15 protein-coding genes are annotated in these 19,434 nt (G+C 38.7%); all 15 read left to right on the forward strand.

Annotation, left to right across the window (positions count from 1 at the left end):
• Nucleotides 1-55 precede the first annotated feature (55 nt).
• A complete protein-coding gene (locus ACT8YW_RS07240) occupies nt 56-2,434 on the forward strand; it encodes an ATP-dependent helicase (RefSeq protein ID WP_444104496.1) in 2,379 nt (792 codons plus the stop codon).
• Between the two features lie 25 nt (nt 2,435-2,459).
• Entirely contained in the window at nt 2,460-3,152 is a 693-nt protein-coding gene (locus ACT8YW_RS07245; RefSeq protein ID WP_444104497.1) for a glycine zipper family protein, read from the forward strand.
• 240 nt (nt 3,153-3,392) lie between these two features.
• Nucleotides 3,393-4,955, forward strand: coding sequence for an ATP-binding protein (locus ACT8YW_RS07250; protein ID WP_444104498.1), 1,563 nt, complete (start codon nt 3,393-3,395; stop codon nt 4,953-4,955).
• Nucleotides 4,956-5,015: 60 nt separating this feature from the next.
• Nucleotides 5,016-5,939 carry an Rpn family recombination-promoting nuclease/putative transposase gene (locus ACT8YW_RS07255; RefSeq protein WP_444104499.1) on the forward strand — a complete coding sequence of 308 codons (924 nt, stop codon included), beginning with the start codon at nt 5,016-5,018 and terminating at the stop codon, nt 5,937-5,939.
• Nucleotides 5,940-6,689: 750 nt separating this feature from the next.
• Nucleotides 6,690-7,751, forward strand: a complete 1,062-nt coding sequence (locus ACT8YW_RS07260; RefSeq protein ID WP_444104500.1) for a winged helix-turn-helix domain-containing protein — start codon at nt 6,690-6,692, stop codon at nt 7,749-7,751.
• A 174-nt stretch (nt 7,752-7,925) separates the two neighbouring features.
• Nucleotides 7,926-8,156, forward strand: coding sequence for an NVEALA domain-containing protein (locus ACT8YW_RS07265; protein ID WP_074705171.1), 231 nt, complete (start codon nt 7,926-7,928; stop codon nt 8,154-8,156).
• Nucleotides 8,125-9,207: a BF3164 family lipoprotein gene (locus tag ACT8YW_RS07270; protein WP_149945548.1), complete on the forward strand. Its 1,083-nt coding sequence runs from the start codon at nt 8,125-8,127 to the stop codon at nt 9,205-9,207. Before ACT8YW_RS07265 ends, ACT8YW_RS07270 begins: the two co-directional genes overlap by 32 nt.
• 220 nt (nt 9,208-9,427) lie before the next feature.
• Nucleotides 9,428-9,676: an NVEALA domain-containing protein gene (locus ACT8YW_RS07275; RefSeq protein ID WP_009039504.1), complete on the forward strand. Its 249-nt coding sequence runs from the start codon at nt 9,428-9,430 to the stop codon at nt 9,674-9,676.
• 5 nt (nt 9,677-9,681) lie between these two features.
• Complete coding sequence (locus tag ACT8YW_RS07280) at nt 9,682-10,827, forward strand: hypothetical protein (protein WP_032851183.1); 1,146 nt, start codon at nt 9,682-9,684, stop codon at nt 10,825-10,827.
• Nucleotides 10,828-10,937: 110 nt separating this feature from the next.
• Nucleotides 10,938-11,798: a DUF1573 domain-containing protein gene (locus ACT8YW_RS07285; RefSeq protein WP_444104501.1), complete on the forward strand. Its 861-nt coding sequence runs from the start codon at nt 10,938-10,940 to the stop codon at nt 11,796-11,798.
• An 18-nt stretch (nt 11,799-11,816) separates the two neighbouring features.
• A complete protein-coding gene (locus ACT8YW_RS07290; protein ID WP_444104502.1) occupies nt 11,817-13,823 on the forward strand; it encodes a transglutaminase domain-containing protein in 2,007 nt (668 codons plus the stop codon).
• The gene (locus ACT8YW_RS07295) at nt 13,814-15,706 is read left to right on the forward strand and encodes a glutaminase domain-containing protein (RefSeq protein ID WP_444104503.1); all 1,893 of its coding nucleotides are present in this window, start codon (nt 13,814-13,816) and stop codon (nt 15,704-15,706) included. The genes ACT8YW_RS07290 and ACT8YW_RS07295 overlap by 10 nt, the downstream gene beginning before the upstream one ends.
• Nucleotides 15,694-16,569: a signal peptidase I gene (gene lepB, locus ACT8YW_RS07300; RefSeq protein ID WP_444104504.1), complete on the forward strand. Its 876-nt coding sequence runs from the start codon at nt 15,694-15,696 to the stop codon at nt 16,567-16,569. The genes ACT8YW_RS07295 and lepB overlap by 13 nt, the downstream gene beginning before the upstream one ends.
• Nucleotides 16,570-16,572: 3 nt before the next feature.
• Nucleotides 16,573-18,228, forward strand: coding sequence for an O-antigen ligase family protein (locus ACT8YW_RS07305; RefSeq protein WP_250700669.1), 1,656 nt, complete (start codon nt 16,573-16,575; stop codon nt 18,226-18,228).
• An 8-nt stretch (nt 18,229-18,236) separates the two neighbouring features.
• A complete protein-coding gene (locus ACT8YW_RS07310; protein WP_444104510.1) occupies nt 18,237-19,331 on the forward strand; it encodes an efflux RND transporter periplasmic adaptor subunit in 1,095 nt (364 codons plus the stop codon).
• Nucleotides 19,332-19,434: the final 103 nt, after the last annotated feature.

Consider the following 19,434-nt stretch of genomic DNA (forward strand, 5'->3'; position numbering starts at 1 on the left):
CAAATTTGAATGCCAAGGGTTTGTTAAAAATCCACATTGTTTTTATAATGCTGTTATGAATACCAATTATATAGATGAATTGAACGAGAGTCAGTGTGCTGCAGTGACTTATAATGACGGTCCTTCGCTGGTGATAGCCGGTGCAGGTTCGGGGAAGACGCGTGTATTGACTTATAAAATCGCTTACTTGCTGGAACAGGAGAACGGCTACAATCCGTGGAATATCCTTGCACTGACCTTTACGAATAAGGCGGCGCGCGAGATGAAAGAGCGTATTGCCCGTCAGGTAGGTATGGAACGGGCACGTTATTTGTGGATGGGGACTTTCCATTCCATCTTCTCACGGATTCTTCGTGCCGAAGCAACATTTATAGGGTTCACTTCCCAGTTCACCATCTATGATACGGCTGATAGTAAGAGTCTGCTCCGTTCCATTATTAAAGAGATGGGATTGGACGAGAAAACTTATAAGCCGGGAGCGGTACAAGCACGCATCTCCAATGCTAAGAATCATCTGGTTACTCCCACAGGGTACGCTGCCAATAAAGAGGCTTACGAAGGAGATATGGCTGCCAAGATGCCTGCTATCCGTGATATCTATACTCGTTATTGGGACAGATGTCGTCAGGCAGGTGCAATGGATTTCGATGATTTACTGGTGTACACCTATATTTTATTCCGTGACTTTCCGGAAGTGTTGGCACGTTATCGCGATCAGTTCCGTTATGTGTTGGTAGATGAGTATCAGGATACGAATTATGCGCAGCATAGCATTGTCCTGCAACTGACTAAAGAAAATCAACGGGTCTGTGTCGTGGGAGATGATGCGCAAAGTATCTATTCTTTCCGTGGGGCGGATATTGACAATATTCTCTATTTTACAAAAATCTATCCCAATACGAAAGTCTTTAAACTGGAGCAGAATTACCGTTCCACACAAACCATTGTTTGTGCCGCCAACAGCCTGATTGAGAAGAATGAACGCCAGATACGGAAAGCCGTGTTTTCGGAGAAAGAAAAGGGGGAACCTATCGGCGTATTTCAGGCGTATAGCGATGTGGAAGAGGGAGATATTGTAGCTAATAAGATTGTGGAACTGCGACGGGAGTATTGTTACGGATATGCTGATTTTGCCATCCTGTATCGTACGAATGCGCAAAGCCGTATTTTCGAAGAGGCTCTTCGGAAACGGAGTATGCCTTATAAGATTTACGGGGGGCTCTCGTTTTATCAGCGGAAAGAGATAAAAGATGTAATTGCTTATTTCCGTTTGGTGGTGAACCCGAATGATGAAGAAGCATTCAAACGAATCATCAATTATCCGGCTCGTGGTATTGGAGATACGACAGTCGGGAAGATTATATCGGCGGCTACCGATCATGGCGTAAGTCTTTGGGCGGCACTCTGCGAACCATTGAGTTACGGACTGGATATAAATAAAGGAACGCATGCAAAACTGCAAGGCTTTCGTGAATTGATAGAAAGTTTCATTGTCGATCAGGCAGATAAGAACGCTTATGAAATAGGAACGAATATCATCCGTCAGTCCGGCATTATCAACGATGTCTGTCAGGATACATCCCCCGAGAATCTAAGCCGTAAGGAAAATATAGAAGAGTTGGTGAATGGAATGAATGACTTCTGCGCTTTGCGGCAGGAGGAGGGTAACCCGAATGTGTCTCTTACCGATTTCCTTTCGGAGATTGCATTGCTTACCGATCAGGATTCCGACAAGGCGGATGATGGGGAAAAGATAACGTTGATGACAGTTCATTCGGCTAAAGGATTGGAGTTTAAGAATGTATTTGTGGTCGGTCTGGAAGAAAACCTGTTTCCCAGTGGGATGGTAGGAGATTCTCCCCGGGCATTGGAAGAAGAACGTCGTTTGTTCTATGTAGCTATTACTCGTGCGGAGGAACATTGTTATCTGTCTTTTGCCAAAACCCGTTTCCGTTACGGAAAGATGGAGTTTGGAAGTCCCAGCCGTTTCCTGCGTGATATCGATGTTCATTACTTGCAACTGCCGCATGAGGCAGGAGTGAGCCGTGCTGTTGATGAAGGTGCGGGACGTTTTCGCAGGGAGATTGAAGGAGGATTCACCCGTTCAGCTTCTCCGTCGCGTGCCCCTTTCGGAAGTACATCTTCCGAACAGCGTGAACGTCCGAAAGCGCAGATTATTGCTCCCAGTGTACCGAGAAATTTGAAGAAGGTAAGTGCTGTTGGTGGAAGTAGCAGTGCGCAGATGGCGTCTTCCGGTTCGGCATCGGTAGCAGGAGTACAAGCCGGACAGATGATAGAGCACGAACGTTTCGGATTGGGTGAAGTGATTAAAGTAGAAGGAACGGGAGACAATGCGAAAGCAACTATTCATTTTAAAAATGCGGGAGACAAGCAACTATTATTACGTTTCGCTCGTTTTAAAGTGGTAGAATAAATAATAACACTAAATAGAGAGACTCATGAAGAAACAACTAACAGTAATTTTGCTTTCCGCTTTGCTTTTGAGTGGATGTGCGTCGGGGCGTATGGGAAATCCGGGAGCTATCATGGCAGGTGCTTCTATCGGAGGTAGTCTGGGAAGTTCGATAGGCGGACTTGTCGGAGATAATAATCATGGCTGGAGGGGCGGTTACCGTGGCTCTGCTATTGGAAATATTGTAGGAACCATTGCCGGTGCGGCTATTGGAAACGCATTGACGGCACCGAGACAAGAACAAATAGAAGAAGATGCGTATATTCCTGAAGTACGGGAAGTACGTGTGCAAAAGTATAAGAAGCAGCTGCAAGTTCAGCAACCTATTTCTCAACTGAAGTTGCGCAAAATCCGTTTCATTGATGATAATCGTAGTCATGTGATTGATGCGGGAGAAAATAGCAAAATTATCTTTGAGATTATGAATGAAGGGAGAAAGCCTGTCTATAATGTGGTTCCTGTGGTGGAAACGGTAGAAAAGGTGAAGCATCTCGGCATCTCTCCTTCGGTGATGGTGGAGGAAATTCTTCCGGGTGAGGGTATCCGTTATACGGCTTCGATCCATGCCGGTGAAAAATTGAAAGACGGTGAAGTAACATTCCGTGTCGCAGTGGCGGACGAGAATGGAGTGATTTGTGATTCACAGGAATTTACCTTGCCTACACAGCGCGGAAATTAGAGTGAAAAGCCCGAAATATTCGGTTTATATATAGTGACGGTATATGCCTTGGATAGTGACGCTATCCTAAGCATATACCGTCACTATGTTGATGGGATAGCGTCACTATCTTAGTAGCTATTTCCCGATGTAGGAATCATTTGTTTTTTATTGTTGATAGTTATTTCTTCCCGTATTTGTGTAGGATACATGTAAAAACGTTATCTTTGTTTGTGGTTTCAATAAAAACATTAGATTGATATGAAGGAGATATTCAGAAGATATCCTATCGGGATACAGAATTTTGAGGATTTGCGCAATAATAATTGTGTATATATTGATAAAACAGCGTTAATTTATCAATTAACCCATACAGATAAGGTTTATTTTCTTAGTCGTCCGCGTCGTTTTGGAAAAAGTCTTCTGGTCTCTACGTTGGAAGCGTATTTTTCCGGAAAAAAGGAATTGTTTGGAGGATTGGCGATGGAGCAGTTGGAGCAGGAATGGACTGTTTATCCTGTGTTACATATTGATTTTAGCAGAACAAAATATACCACTATAGAAGATTTGCAAGAACAGTTGAATCTTTATTTAAGTGAATGGGAGAGAACTTATGGAAAAAATGAAGAAGAAACGAGCTATGCTGCCCGTTTGACGGGTTTGCTTCAGCGAATTTACCAACAGACAGGAGAACAGGTTGTTGTATTGATTGATGAATATGATGCACCTTTACTAGATAGTAATAGTGACTCTGTTCTACAAGGACAATTGCGAACTGAGATGCGGAAATTTTTCAGTCCTCTCAAAGCCCAAGGACAATACCTTCGTTTTTTATTTCTGACAGGTATCAGTAAATTCAGTCAGATGAGCATATTCAGTGAGTTAAACAACTTGCAGAATATCAGTATGAGTGATGATTACAGTTCTATTTGCGGTATTACAGAACAGGAATTGCGGAGTCAGATGCTGCCGGATATTGAGAGGATAGCCCAAGCGAACAATGAGACTTATGAAGAAGCCTGCCAGCATTTGAAACGGCAATATGACGGTTATCATTTTAGCAAAAACTGTGAAGATATTTATAACCCGTTCAGTCTTTTCAATGCTTTTTCTCAAAGGGATTATAAAAGTTTCTGGTTCTCTACCGGTACGCCCACTTTCTTGATTGAAATGTTACAGCGAATGGACTTCAGTCTCAATTTATTGGAGAAGATGGAAGTGAAAGATGAAGACTTTGATAAAGCAACGGAAGTGATCACTGATCCGATTCCTGTACTTTATCAGAGTGGTTATTTGACTATCAAAGGATATGAACCTCTTTTTCGTACATACACATTAGGTTATCCGAACGAAGAAGTTAAAATAGGCTTTATTGAGACACTGATTCCTTCTTATCTTAATCAGCCAACCCGTGAAAGTAATTTCTATGTAGTCTCTTTCGTAAGAGACTTGATGAAAGGTGATATTGAGCAATGTCTTCTTCGTACTCGTTCTTTCTTTTCTTCCATACCTTATGATTTGGAAAACAATCAGGAAAAACACTATCAGACCATATTCTATTTGTTATTCCGTTTGATGGGGCAATATGTGGATGTAGAGGTTAAGAATGCTATTGGCAGGGCTGACGTAGTGATAAAGATGCCTGATGCGATTTATGTGCTTGAGTTTAAGGTAGACGGAACTCCTGAAGAAGCGTTGGCACAAATTAATAGTAAACAATATGCCATACCTTATGAGATAGACCATCGTAAGGTTGTTAAAGTTGGAGTGAATTTCGATAGTGTAACGCGGACTTTGGGACAGTGGAAGATAGAATATTCTTAGTAGAAAGAAATTGAAGCATATATACTTGGAATCAAACATTTTCTGCTTACCTTTGTTAGCATGAAACAAGATAACAAGAAAGGAGACGAACTTATGCCGAGTAATTATATTCGTTTCGATTGGGCTATGAAGCGTTTATTGCGTAATAAAGCCAATTTTGCAGTTCTTGAGGGCTTTCTAACTACTCTTTTGAATGAAAAGATAGTCATTCAGAAACTGTTGGAGAGTGAAAGCAATCAAGAAGATGAGTTTGATAAGTATAATCGTGTAGATATGCTTGCTGAAAACTCGAAAGGTGAACTTATTCTGATTGAAGTTCAGAATAATAATGAGTATGCTTATTTTCAACGTATGCTGTTTGGTACTTCAAAATTAGTAACCGAGTATATTAATCGTGGAGAAGGTTATGATAAAGTACGTAAAGTATATAGTGTCAATATTGTCTATTTTTCTTTGGGTAGTGGTAAAGATACCGTATATCACGGTAAAACGGAATTCCGGGGAATTCATCAGGGAGATATGCTTGAACTGACTCCTTTTCAGAAACAAACTTTTAAAGTGGATACAGTAAGTCAACTTTATCCTGAATATTATATTTTGAAGGTCAATGATTTTAATCAGGTAGCTAAAAGTCCGTTGGAAGAATGGATTTATTATCTGAATACAGGTGATATTCCTGATAGTGCTACTGCTCCCGGTTTAACGGAGGCCCGTGAACGATTAAAACTTGACAAGATGACTAAAGCAGAGCTTGATGCTTACTATCGCCATTTGGATAATATTGTAATATTAAAGGATAATATATTCACTGAACGTGCAGAAGGACGCGCAGAGGGTCATGCTGAAGGTCGTGTGGAAGGAATTAATGAAGGCCGTCTGGAAGAGAAAAGGGAAGCTGCAAGCAATATGAAGTCTCTGAATATTCCTCTTGATATTATTTCGCAAGTCACAGGCTTGTCCATAGAAGAAATAAAGGCGTTGTAATAAACGCCTCTATATAATTGTTAGTATCCTATATCATCTTAGACATGATATAGGATTTTTTTATATATGGAAGTCTTGAAATGAGAACATACATGAAAATAGGATATTTTATGCGTTTCTCCTGCTTGAATTTAAGACAGAGTCTTGTATGCAAATAAATATGTGAGTAATTAGGAATTATGGAAATCCGTGGTGCTTTGTTTTTAGGCTATTTGGATGCTTATTGTTTGCTGTAAAGAGGCTATTTGCGGATATTCGTTTGATTATTTGATAAGTACTTTCTTTTTGCTATATTTGATTTGGATGGAATATAGTATGAAATAGCTGAAAATATACCGATAAACTCGGGTCTCACCGATGAATGTATTGTACCTCGGTGAGGAAGGAAGCGACGCACACCGGGCAACGAGTCGTTCCTCGGTGAGGAACAAAGCTTAGTTAGCGGTAAATAATTCGTTTTTTATCCCTTATTTATGTAATATTTAGTCTGAAAACGGTATATTCTTGCATTGATTTATGCATTTATTTCTCTCTTTGCTTCATTTTTACTTTAAAATTAAACAGGTAAATCTTAAAAATAGGACAGGTGCTTTTACTATATGGGTGAAAAGGTTGATAACTTATTCTCTAACGTCCCTGCTAGAAAATCGCAGGAATATGTTTTTTGTAGTATGGTATTATCTGTCTAACTCGTCGATTGATGTAAAAAATGTTATCTTTGTGCTCGAAAAGGATATAAAATGAAACACGATGAGAACTAAAAATATTATTCTGTTAGCTGTTATTGCTTGTATTGGTGTAGTTGCATTCTTTTTTGCTTGCAAGTACTCTTATGAATCTAAGCTATCTGCGCTTAAAGAGGAGGCGAAAGAAGCTTTTATTAAGGCATTTAATCAGGAACTGAAAAGTCGGAATGTGGAAGGGGAAGGTCCTTTGATGCTTACTCTTCCGGATGTATCAAATGTGGGATTTACAGAATTACCGGATTCGGTAATCTATGCAGATTCTACAGGTGTATATAAGTTAAAGTTAGATAAGGCAAAACATTACAACAATATAACGACAGATACTAGTGTTCGTTTGCTGCATAGCGTTGCTTTTAAAGAACATCCCATTCAGCCAGATTCATTGAATCTTATTTGGAAAAAGTATTTAAACGAGTCGGGTATCTCAATGGAAGCAGCATTATATGTTTCCGTTGTAGATAGGCTTGGTGATGTGACATCAGCATCTACCTCTTATAGTGAATGGCGTAAGTTCTCAAATTTGGTGTTTATTGTTTCTATAGGCTATGCTTGTGAAATAGAGGTAATGGCTTATCTTCATTATTCCGTTTGGAATATGCTATATATGGAAATCATTTTGGGTTTATTGATATACATCGTTTGTATATATATGATTTACAAATTTATTTTATTTGTTCAAAATAAAATATTTTCTATAAGAAAGAAGGAAGTTATAGAAAAGCCTGTTATAAAAATAGTGAAAGGAATGAATGATAGTTCTTCTATATGTTCTTATAAATTACATGAAGGTTTTATATTTCATGCAGATCAAAAAGTAATAGAGTTTAATGGGCGACAAAAGTATTTGCAGCCACAGCCTAGTAAGCTATTGGAGCTTTTTCTTAGAATGGAAGAAACAGGATATGTTTTAAAAAATAGTGATATTAGTGAGAATTTGTGGTCTGATGGAAGTGCTACAAATGATCGAATTCATAAAGCGGTAGCACGTTTGCGTTCTAACATAAAAGAGTTAGATTCTTCTATTGATATAGAAAAATGTGTAGATGGGTATCAATTGGTTCTATAATCTAAAATTCTTTTAATAGCTATAAACCTCGATGAAATGGCAATTTTTAGATAATTGTAATATCTCTTTAGATTATAATTTATAGTAGGTCAGAAATGGTCAGCCACATTTTATAGCTTCTTTTTGCCAGTTTACTACCTTTGTTCACATATTAATCTTATAACAAAAAGCAATATGAGAAAACTGGTATTCTTCTTATTTTTATGTCTAATGGTGTATTTAACGGTAAAACGTCCAGCTAATCACCACGTTTCATTCAATACATTACTCAATTATAATATAGAGGCTTTAGCTGCGGGTGAAGGTACAAATATGTATAAATGTTTGGGATCAGGATCTGTAGATTGTCCGATAGCTCATGCTAAAGTTAAATATGTCTTTGGAGGATACAGCCTTGAGGAATGATATTAAGTATCTGTTTTTTTTCTTTTTATTTCTGATTTCTTGTAGTAAGAAACATAAAGAATATGCGGACAATGTATTTGCTTATTCTGAATTTCCACGAGAAAAAGAGCTAAAAGGAGAAGTCATAGAGCTTGATACAGCCCTGTTACGCTATCCATTTAGGATACGAATTGAAGAAGATAAAGCTATTGTAATGGATTTACATGGTCTTGATCATTATGGACACTTATTCCAATATCCTAGTTTTCAGTATTTATCTTCTTTTGGCAAGCGTGGTGATTCACCTACAGAAATGTTATCAATGGAGAATTTTCGTTTGCAGGATCGTGGAGTCTGGACATTGGATGCCAATAAAAGTGAATTAACTAGGTTAGACTTTTCTTCATCCGGTGATTCACTGCTTCGTGACGAAACGGTAACATTGGATGAAGATATACTTCGACCACTTGATTTTGCTATATATAATGATACAATGTTTATTATTCCTGACTATTCCGGTGAAAATCGTTTATGTCGAGTTAACCGTAATGGGAGGCTTATAGATAAGATAGGGGTTATTCCGACTATTGATGAAAAAGCATTGAAAAATGCTCGTCCAGCGTTAGCCCAAGCATGGAGGAGTTTCCTAGACTACAATCCTAACAATGGAATATTGGCGGTAGTTACCCAGTTGGGGGAGGTCCTTGAGGTTTATAATTTGAAAGATAGTACCTATGTTGTTCGTATAGGTGGGCATGGTGAACCTGAATTTACAATATCAGATGGATATGGTATACCTACGGGAATTATGGGATTTAGTGATGTACAAGTAACAGATAGTGCCATTTATGTAGTATTTCATGGAACGCCTTTTAAGGAGATTGCGAGACAAAGCGGAAAGCTTCCTGATGGAGGAAAATATATTTATGTATTTAGTTTGAAAGGAGAACCGTTATGCAAATATGTACTCGACCATTATATATATGGAATTTGGGTGGATGAAGCTACTAAAACGATCATGGCGACGGATGTAAATAGCGATCAACCGATACTAAAATTTGATTTTGGTTGAATGGCTAGTTAATAACATAATAAACAAGGAGCAGACTGATGAACTGGTTCAATCTTGTCGGATTTGCTTAAACATCATCTGCTCCTTAACCCCTAATAGAAAGGAGGTTATTCCGATGCAAACATAAGACTAAAATTTAGTGTAGCAAACTATTGCTATTCTGTTGAAAGGATAGATACAGAAAAAATGAAAGTTTATTTACTAATATAAAGAATTAAATATGAAAAGGAAATTATTAAGTATGGTAGTTGTAGCTATAGTTGCAATAGTAGCAGGATACAATGTTTATATATCACAGAATGAAACAAAATTGTCAGATTTGGCTTTGGCTAATGTAGAAGCTTTTGCATGGGGAGGAGAAACTGGTGGTCCTTACTATTTACGTCCATGTCCTACTCATGCAGGTGCAGAGTGTGGTTCTACAGTATATGATAGGGATAATCGATGTGCAAATTTAACTAATTGTTGATTATTATGTCATCTTTAAAAATCCTTTTTTTGATGTTGTGTATGACTTTGGTATCATGCACAGGACAAAGAACAGGGAAAGAGGATGATAATAATGATGGAGTTACAATAGAAGTGGAGGAAATTAAATTTCCTCCACAAGATATTTTGCAACTAAAATCATATTATATGTCTTCATCTGTTCACGTTGATTCAACGGACTACTTGATTGGTTATAATTATCGATCACATTCTTTAGACTGTATGAATCTGAAATCTAAATCAGTAACTCAGATTATATTACCAGGGGATGGTCCTGATGCTATTGTTCGTCTGTCAGGAATATATGTACAATCGTTAGATTCTGTATGGATATCTGATGAGTCAGAACGTGCTTTCTTGATTGATAGTGCGGGAACGATAAAAAGAACCATTGATTTAAAGAAATATTTGGAGGAACAAGAACAATTATTAATAAATACTAATTATGCAATGTTCACTTCCCATTTGTTTTATAGTTCCCCTCGCCATTCACTAATGTTTTTAGTAAAAAACACAGCTTCTGATACATTTATAGTAAAAGAAATTTTCATGGATAAAGATGATAAGATGGCAACTTATCGGTTATCTCCATCCAAGATCATTCCGGATATGAGTAAAGGATATGCATATATAAATTTTCCCAATGTTAATTTTGTAGGTGAAAATATAGTATACAATTATCCCGTCGAATCTTCTATTTATACATTGAACATGAGGACAAACGAACGAAAATACATATTGGCAGATAGTCGCTATACTTCTAATATAATAGAGAAATGTACGACTACGGGAGATTATGCCACTTTGGAAAAACACTGGCTTGAAAACCCCCATTTTTATGATGTCATGTATTTGCCCAAATATAAGATATATGCCCGTTTACATGCTGACAAAGTTGATTTCGATGAGAAGAAAGGTGTAGAAAAACTTATAAATGAACGTGATTTATATTTGATGCTATTTGATGAGCATATGGAGAAAATCGGTGAAATGAAATTATCGAATTGTAGATATAGTCCTTTTACAAGTTGGAATGCAACCTATGGTGGTATCGCTTTTTTTGTTGATAATATTCTAGACGAGAAAAATGATACTGATGATTTAACCATAGATATGATTTTTCTGAAATGAATTGAATTGATTTAGTTTGGCTTTGAATGGTATTGAGACTTTGTTCTCTTTTATTGTTTTTCTATCAATAATCATGATTAATGAGGAGTATGCTTAAAGTTATATTATATATGATTCTGTTTGCTATATTAATGAGTTTTCATTCATGTCAAAAGAAGGCAAATATTGAAATCACTAATGTGGTTGAGGAATGGATTAATAGAGAAATTAAATTTGATGATGGCTATATTTTTACTCGGTTGGGTAAGGATTCTGTATATAATTCAATACCTACGAACAAATATAAAATCTTGGTTTATACAGATTCTGTGGGATGCTTCGGGTGTACTTTGAGGGTATCACAGTGGATGGAATGGATAACGCAGATAGATTCGATATCTGAAAACAAAGTTTCTTTTCTATTTTTTATACATCCTAAAGATATGAGAGATTTATTGCTGCTATTATGTAGTCAGAATTTTGATGTTCCGGTTTGCATAGATAGGAATAATTCTCTTTATAAATTGAATCGCTTTCCTTCTAATGCAATGCTACAAACATTTCTGTTAGATGAACATAATAAGGTTTTGGCTATAGGTAATCCAATGCATAATCCCAAAATAAAAGAATTATATATGAAGATAATTCTGGATAAGAAGCAGGCTTTGGTGTCGGAGGAAAGGAAGCAAACAAAAATTATGATAGATAAAAAGTATATGGATTGGGAAACATTTGATTGGAAGAAACAAAAGTCTTGCGAGTTTATTCTGACCAACATTGGAAAAGAATTATTAGCAGTAGATAATGTGATTACTTCTTGTGGCTGTACTACAGTTGAATATCCTAAAGAACCTGTTCAACCCGGCAAGAGTTTGACTTTGAAAGTGAAATATCAAGCAGAACATCCTGAACATTTTAATAAAACAATAACCGTGCATTGTAATGCAGAAGGCTCTCCATTCTATCTGAAAATTAGTGGAAATGCAAAATGAATATTTAAAAAAGGCTTGATGAAGTATTTCGGATATATCCAACTTATAGTTTTGGTGCTGTTTATCTGGCTGGGCTGGCAAATTATAGACAAGATGGCATTCAGAGAGGAAATGATAACTCCTCTCGAAGCTGCCCTGCTATCTGCTAAAAACAACCGGAAAGAGTTGGAAAAGGTACTTTGTCATTACCAAAAGAATCCTGCTGACAGTTTAAAATACAAAGCGGCCTGCTTTTTGATAGAAAATATGCCTTTTTATACCTATTCCGATGGAGAACAATTAGAGAATTATAAGTCCTACTACGCGTGGTTAAAAGTATGTAAGAATAAAACGCCGCAACAAATCTCTGATTCGGTCGAGAAAGTATTTGGACCTATGAAAGAACCTGTGAAGAAACGCGATATCCTAGAAATAGATTCCGCTTATTTGTGTCATAACATTGATTGGGCATTTAAAGTTTGGCAGGAGCAATCTTGGGGCAAGAATATTTCATTTGATACATTTTGTGAGTACCTGTTGCCCTACCGGATTGATGATGAACCGTTAACCTATTGGCGCGAGACATATTATGAGAAATATAATTCGTTGCTGGATTCACTGCGTATATCCGACACCTTAGACAAAGAAGATCCAGTAGTGGTAGCTAAATATTTGATGGCTAGATTACCGGATAAACAGACTCTTTATACTTCTATAGCCCCTTTTTCTTTCGGACATGTCGGACCTGAATTTGTGCAGTACCAAGTAGGAAGTTGCAGAGAATTGACGGATTTTGAAATCTACCTCTTTCGGGCTTTAGGCATTCCCTGTGCAATAGATTATCTGTCTGCACGTGGTGATGTAAATGCCAGTCATTTCTGGGTGATAGTCTGGGATAAAGATGGAGAAGGATATATGTCCGACTTTATGACAAAATTGATACGTGTTCGCAAATGTGATCTGTACCGGTGGGGAGGATCTGCCAAGATATATAGATATACTTTTAGTGTGAATAGAGAGTTACATGAGCAGATGGCACAATATGGAGAGAAAGTATATCCGTTCTGGCGTATTCCCAAGTTTAAGGACACAACTTATGATTATGCGTATTCATACCAAAAAGAACTGGTCATTCCTTTAGAGAAACAATACAGGAATGTTAGGAATGGTAAGATTGCTTATCTATGTGCTAGCAATAGGGATCATTGGATTCCGGTTGACTGGACCGTCTACGACGCTGGTCATCTGGCCTTCCGATATGTTCGTAACGGTGCCGTTTTGAGGGTTGCTACTTATGAGGACGGAGCGTTGCATTTCTTAACTGATCCTTTTTATACGGATAGAGAAGCAAATGAAACTTATTTTTATTCCGTTGGAAAAGAGAAGAAGGAGGTGGTACTGTATGCTAAAACTAATATAGATGGAGAGAATTGGTTTAGAGATCGAATGATAGGAGGCGTTTTTGAAGGAAGTAACCGAACTGATTTTGGAGAAAAAGATACATTGTTTATTATACAAAGCAGACCTGATCGGCTGAATACGACAGTAAAAAGCTGGTCTGATAAAGAGTATCGTTATATTAGATATGTGGGACCTCCCAATGCTCATTGTAATGTGTCGGAAATCGCTTTTTATGAGAAGAATGATACTGCCGCTTTGTCGGGAAAGATCATAGGTACTCCCGGATGTTGGGAACATGACGGAACACATGAATACACCAATGCTTTTGATGGAAGAACGTGGACTTCTTTTGATTATTCCGAACCTACTGGAGGTTGGACCGGGCTTGATTTGGGTCGGAAAATCCGGATAGACCGCATTGTCTATACCCCGCGCAACAGGGATAACTTTGTCCGCCCGGGCGATGACTATGAACTATTTTATTGTGACCGGGATTGGAAGTCTGGCGGGAAAATCAAGTCAGCCTCCGACTCATTGGTATTCCGGAATATTCCGGAAAATGCGCTTTTGTTTCTGCGCAACTATACACGCGGAGTGGACGAGAGAATTTTTGTTTACGAAAAAGGGAATCAACGATGGAAATAAGAACATATCATAATCTTGTCATGACATGGAGAATGATGATGCTTTCGGGTATTATTCTTCTAATATGTTCCTGTCATCCCGATAAGGAACTTTTGCCTTTTTCCGGCATAGCTCCTTCCAAACATATCTTATTGGCGCTTTCTCCAGATTTTTCTATTAGTGTCACAGGGGATACAATCAACAGGAGTTATTCATGTTTGAGGTCAGGAAAAGAGTTTCCGTTAACAGGCATTTTGCGAGTGGACGGCAAGGCTTACCGTTTTCTGGGGGGAGATTCCTTGCGTATATTGCCTCTGGCTCCTCTTTCGAATGACAGTTTCGGGTGGTCGGCAAAATATTCTTATCTTTTTCCGGGCAAAGGATGGGAACAATGTGGATACGATGATTCTTTGTGGAATGAGGGTAAAGGGGCCTTCGGACCGTTAAGAGGAGCATACCCGGTTTACACTGCATGGGGAGCTGAAAATATATATGTCCGCAGGCATGTGAAGGTGGATCAAAAAGAGGTTTTGGAGGGGCGAAAAGTCTATATTCGCTATATCTGTGATGATCAGGTGAAGCTTTATTGCAATGGGAACTATTTGTTTGAGAAAGGATTTACTAACCGGCCGAAATGTCAACGTTTAACTGGTGAAGGTATGAATCAAATAGTTAATGGCAATAACGTTCTGGCTGCATACTGTCGTAATACGGGAGGTCCTGCTTTACTGGATTTTGGCTTATATATAGAAAATAAGAATTATGGTGATGCGGAACCTGCCACATTGAAACTGATGGATGTACAAGCCATGCATACCCGAACCGTTTTTCAATGCGGAGATGTGGAACTCTCGATTGATTTTGTTTCCCCTTCCTTGTCAGAAAAATGGGATTTGGCCGGATGGCCTGTCGGTTTTGTTTCCTATCAGACTCACACAGAAGGAAAACAGCAACACAATATAAAAATCCTGTTCGATGTAGATATGGAATGGATGTTCGGCAAGAGTAAGGTCAATAGTTGGGTTGAACAGGGTTGGCATTTTGTGAAGTCCGATAGTTTGTATCTGGCTATGGCAGCAGATGAAACAACCTTTTCATGTATGGATGGTCATGCCATCTTGTCTCAAAAGCTGTACGTGGGAAATGAAGAGGATAAGAATAGTGGGGTATTACTTGTCGGATATGAAGAAGGACAGGTGCTGCAATATGATGGCGAGGTTCTGTCTCCTCTTTGGAATAGTGATGGGACAAGGGAGGTAAAAGAATCAATGAAATCCGTAGGAAATAGATATAAGGAACTTAAAGCAGAATGTGATCTTCTGGATAACCGGTGGAACTCCAAAGCATTTCGGGCAGGGGATAAGGGATTTGCGGAGCAAATGCTTCCTGCTTACCGTAATTTTGTATCCTCTCATAGGTTTATGTCATTTTCTGATAATAAGCTTTTTTGTTTGGGCGATACTTTGGGTAATGTCAGGGAAGCTTATAAGAGTTTTCCGGTATTGTTATTCTTTAATCGTACCGACTGGATGAGAGGCTTGTTGGATCCCATATTCGAGTACTGTGAAGATATTCATTGGAGCAAGAAATACCCGCCGTATGATATAGGCTTGTATCCTGTTGCCGGTAAACAGGTGAAATTGGAAGACTGTGCCGTAGAGGCGGCTGCCAATATGCTGATGATGACAACTGCTGTTGTTGAGGCGGAACAGGACTTCAGTTACGCTGATATGCATTGGGAGCAATTGGGGATGTGGGCGGATTATTTGCAAAAGAAGATGAAAAAAGAAACATATCCTTTCACCGGATTATTGGATGAAAATGACGAACGTGTGAAATGTGTGTTAGGGTTGGCGGCTTATCGTAAATTGATTCAACTAAAGGGGAGCTTATGGGCAAGATAAAGAGAATTCGGGCGATATTGGAGAATTTGGCTTTCTTCATATTCTGCATGGTGGTAGTTCTGTTCTTGATGCAACTGTTCTGTTTTACTTCATTCAGGATACCTTCGGATTCTATGGAACCGGCATTGAAGGATGGCGACCGGATATTGGTCAATAAGATGATAAGGGGGGCTCGCCTGTTCGATGTGTTTGCAGCTTTGGATAATGAGGATGTCACTATCCACAGGATGCCCGGATGGGGGAGTTTCAAGAGAAATGATATACTGGTTTTCAATTTCCCTTATCAGATGAACCGTTGGGATAGTGTCCGGATGGACGTGATGCAGTATTATGTAAAGCGGTGTGTCGCCCTGCCGGGGGATACCTTGGAGATTCGTGGGGGATTTTATAAAGTACGTGGTTGTGACGAACAGTTGGGAAACTGCGATGCCCAGCAATATCTGGCGAATCTGAAGCATCCGGAACAGCATGGCATTGTGGTAGGTACATTTCCGTATGACAAACAAATTGGATGGAATATCCGTGAGTTCGGACCTTTGCCGATTCCCAAGAAAGGTCAGACTGTAATGATGAACCGTACGAACTGTCTTTTATACAGGCAGTTGATAGGTTGGGAACAGAAGAAGAAACTACGTATAAAAGACGGACAAATAGTATTGGGAGACAGTGTGATTACCCAATATCGCTTTAAAAAGAACTATTATTTTGTTTCCGGTGATAATATGGCAAATTCACAGGATTCAAGATATTGGGGAATGTTGCCTGAAGAATATATTGTAGGTAAGGCTGCCCGTGTCTGGTATTCGGAAGATAAATTTACGGAGAAACCTCGTTGGGATAGGATTATGAAGAAAATCAAATAAGGAATGAAAGTCAAGTTGGAATTGAAGCAAATAACAAAAGGGAATATGGCGACTGTAATAACTATTACAGGAGTTGCGGCAATTTTGTGTGTAGTAGCTTTTTCTACTCCAAATGACATCCCTGTCGGCGAAATGGCATATCAAAAACTATGCTTGGGACGTATGGCCGTTGTTTTTGTCATTTGTAATCTGCTTTCTTTTTGCTTGAATAGAAAACAATATCTGTCTTTTCCATCCATAGTGACGTGGGTATTGATTGTGTTGGGAGGGTTTGAAGCTATTTGGGGATTGAGGCAAATATATGGTTTCGCTGTTTCCAATCACTCCTTATATGCACTCACGGGATCTTTCTATAATCCGGGACCTTACTCGGGATATTTGGCAATGATATTTCCGCTTTGTCTGCATGAATGGCTAAATTTAAAAGAAAAAACGGAGCGTACATGGATAGAACTGGGAAAGTATTATCTGGCATTAGGAGTGATGCTGTTGATTCTTTGTGTATTACCTGCCGGAATGAGTCGTTCGGCTTGGATTGCCGCCGCAGTATCGGGCGCATGGGTGTATGGAACGCACGTTTCATGGGGAAGTAAACTAAAGGAGATTAGAAAGATATATAAGAGAAAAGTAGTGTTGGCCTGTATTGCAGGAAGCATTATATTCATAGTGATTGGTTACTCACTTTTTCAGTTAAAAGCAACTTCCGCCAATGGGCGCTTGTTCATGTGGAAAATTAGTACTCTTGCGATCGCTGAAAGTCCTCTTGTAGGACATGGAACTGGGAATTTTGTCTCGGCCTATGGCAGAGCGCAGGAAGATTATTTTGCCAACGGAGAATATTCGGAGACGGAAGAATTGGTGGCAGGAAGTCCGGAATATGCTTTTAATGAATATCTTCAAGTAGCAACAGAATATGGGATTCCTTTTTTATTTGTCGTTTTATTAATAATTGCGTTTTGTCTTTGGAAGGGGAGTAGGGAAGGACGAATAGGTATTTGCGGTGGTGTAATTTCTGTTTTAGTATTTGCTTTTTCTTCTTATCCGATGCAGATTCCAGGATTTGCAGTGACCTTCTATTTCCTGCTGGCTGCTTGTGTTATTGGACGCTCGAAGATAATGCTATTATTTTTTATTTCGATAATAATTCTATTAGGGACATATTATTGGAAAAACAATCAATATGTTGTATGTAAGGATTGGTATCGTAGTAAAATGCTCTATAATATCGGAGCATACCAATCAGCTAAAGAAGAATATGAAAAGTTGTATTCCGAATTGAAGAATCGGGGAGCCTTTCTTTTTGAATACGGGTATTGCTTGCATAAATTGAAGGAGTATGATAGCTCTACAAAAGTGTTGAAAGAAGCCATGGAGCATAGTAATGACCCAATGATTCTGAATATTATTGGTAAAAATTATCAGGCATCAGGAAAGTATGAGAAAGCGGAAGAGAGTCTGATTCGGTCTACGCATCGACTTCCGGGACGAATTTATCCGTATTATCTTCTGGCAAAGCTGTATGCGGAGCCGGAATACCAACAACCTGAAAAATTAAAGCGTATGGTTGAGGTTGTACTGACAAAAGAACCGAAGGTGCAATCGACAGCGGTAAAAGAGATGAGAGTGGAAGTAAAGAAATTATTGAAACAAATAAACTGATAAATATGATGAAACACAATAGTACATGGTTATTGTCATGTCTGGCATTAGGGATTCTGATAACATCTTGCTCTGGCAAGAAAAACGATGTAGATAAACAGGAACAAGGTGTTTCCACTGTTCTTCCTGATGCTAAGAATGAAGTCACTACTCAAATACTAAAGAGACGTGATTTTCATCACGAATTAGTCAGTAACGGCAAAGTAAGTGCTCTCGGACAGGCTGATCTTCGTTTTGAGACAAGTGAAGTTATTGCTCGTATTTATGTGAAGAATGGTGACCGCGTACATAAAGGACAGAACTTAGCTGAACTGGATAAATTTCGCTTGGAGCAGAAGCTGTCTCAAGCGGAAGATGCTTTGTTGAAAGCCGAGTTGGAACTGAAAGATGTATTGATCGGACAGGGGTATACCTCCGAAGATTTCAGCAAAGTTCCTGTGGAAACAATGAAACTGGCAAAAGTGAAGAGCGGATATGAGCAGTCGAGATCTCAATATGAATTGGTGAAAAGAGAAACAGAACATGCTACACTGGTTGCTCCTTTCGATGGAATAGTGGCTAATCTGTTTTCTAAACCATATAATTTAGCTAATACTTCCGAGGTGTTTTGTACGGTTATTGATACTCGTGGGATGGAAGCTGATTTTACAGTGTTGGAGAATGAGTTGGCTTTTATTAAAACAGGTGATAAGGTGATGATTACTCCTTATGCCGGAGGAGATTCGTTTGAAGGTAGCGTATCTGAAATCAATCCATTGGTAGATTTGAACGGAATGGTAAAGGTGAAGGCTGTAGTCAACGGACAAGGAAAACTGTTCAGTGGTATGAATGTAAGAGTAAGTGTCAGAAGAAGTTTAGGGCAACAATTGGTCATTCCTAAAACGGCTGTTGTATTACGCTCCGGTAAGCAAGTGGTATTTACTTTACAAGAAGGTAAGGCTATGTGGAATTATGTGCATACGGGATTGGAAAATGCAACGGAATATGTTGTTTCGGATAAATCACGGAAAGGGATTGAAAAGGGGTTACTGGAAGGAGATACGATTATTGTGACCGGAAATCTGAATCTGGCACATGAAGCGGCAGTAAAGGTCAGTGATTAACGGGTCAGTGATGAGTGATTAGTGGAGTTAATTGATAGATAGAAAAACATGATAAAATTTTTAATCCAGCGTCCTATTGCCGTATTGATGGCTTTTACTGCCT

The organism is Bacteroides sp. (genome assembly GCF_052357945.1).
Taxonomy (GTDB): Bacteria; Bacteroidota; Bacteroidia; order Bacteroidales; family Bacteroidaceae; genus Bacteroides.